The organism is Vibrio sp. ECSMB14106 (assembly GCF_000972265.1).
GTDB lineage: Bacteria > Pseudomonadota > Gammaproteobacteria > Enterobacterales > Vibrionaceae > Vibrio > Vibrio kanaloae.
In genome coordinates this window covers 1-1,177 of sequence record NZ_LAUM01000071.1, presented here as the reverse complement: position 1 = coordinate 1,177, position 1,177 = coordinate 1, and the positions used below count along the sequence as shown (strand labels likewise).

Genomic DNA, 1,177 nt, shown 5'->3' with positions numbered 1-1,177 from the left:
AAGATTTTAGCTACAACACCAGCACCAACAGTACGGCCACCTTCGCGGATTGCGAAACGTAGACCTTCGTCCATTGCGATTGGAGCAATTAGCTCAACAGTCATTTGAACGTTGTCACCTGGCATTACCATTTCTACGCCTTCTGGTAGAGTGATGTCGCCTGTTACGTCAGTTGTACGGAAGTAGAACTGTGGACGGTAACCCTTGAAGAAAGGAGTGTGACGGCCGCCTTCGTCTTTAGAAAGTACGTATACTTCAGACTCAAACTTAGTGTGTGGGTTGATTGAACCTTTCGCAGAAAGTACTTGGCCACGTTCAACGTCATCACGCTTAGTACCACGTAGAAGTGCACCAACGTTCTCACCTGCACGACCTTCGTCAAGCAGTTTACGGAACATTTCAACACCAGTACAAGTAGTAAGAGTTGTCTCTTTGATACCAACGATTTCTACTTCGTCACCTACACGTAGGATACCGCGCTCGATACGACCAGTTACAACAGTACCACGACCTTGAATTGAGAATACGTCTTCAATTGGTAGTAGGAACGGTTGGTCTACTGCACGCTCTGGCTCTGGGATGTAAGAATCTAGTGCTTCTGCAAGCTCAACAATCTTGTCTTCCCACTGCTTCTCGCCGTTTAGTGCGCCAAGTGCAGAACCTTGGATAACTGGTAGGTCATCACCTGGGAAATCGTATTCAGAAAGAAGTTCACGAACTTCCATCTCAACTAGCTCAAGTAGCTCTTCGTCATCAACCATGTCACATTTGTTCATGAATACGATGATGTAAGGGATACCAACTTGACGACCAAGTAGGATGTGCTCACGAGTTTGAGGCATAGGGCCGTCAGTCGCAGCAACAACTAGGATGCCGCCGTCCATTTGTGCAGCACCAGTGATCATGTTTTTAACATAATCCGCGTGTCCTGGACAGTCTACGTGTGCGTAGTGACGTGATGGAGTGTCGTACTCAACGTGAGAAGTAGCGATTGTGATACCGCGCTCACGCTCTTCTGGAGCGTTATCGATAGATGCGAAATCTTTAGCAACACCACCGTACACTTTTGCAAGTGTAGTACAGATAGCAGCAGTTAGAGTTGTTTTACCGTGGTCAACGTGGCCGATAGTACCAACGTTTACGTGCGGTTTCGTACGTTCAAATTTTTCTTTAGACA

At 46.9% G+C, this 1,177-nt stretch carries 1 protein-coding gene; it reads right to left on the bottom strand.

Features of this window, described 5'->3' with window-relative positions; translation table 11 throughout:
* A partial coding sequence (gene tuf / locus WR49_RS20685; RefSeq protein WP_017055413.1) for an elongation factor Tu occupies positions 1 to 1,177 on the bottom strand: 1,177 nt, incomplete at both ends.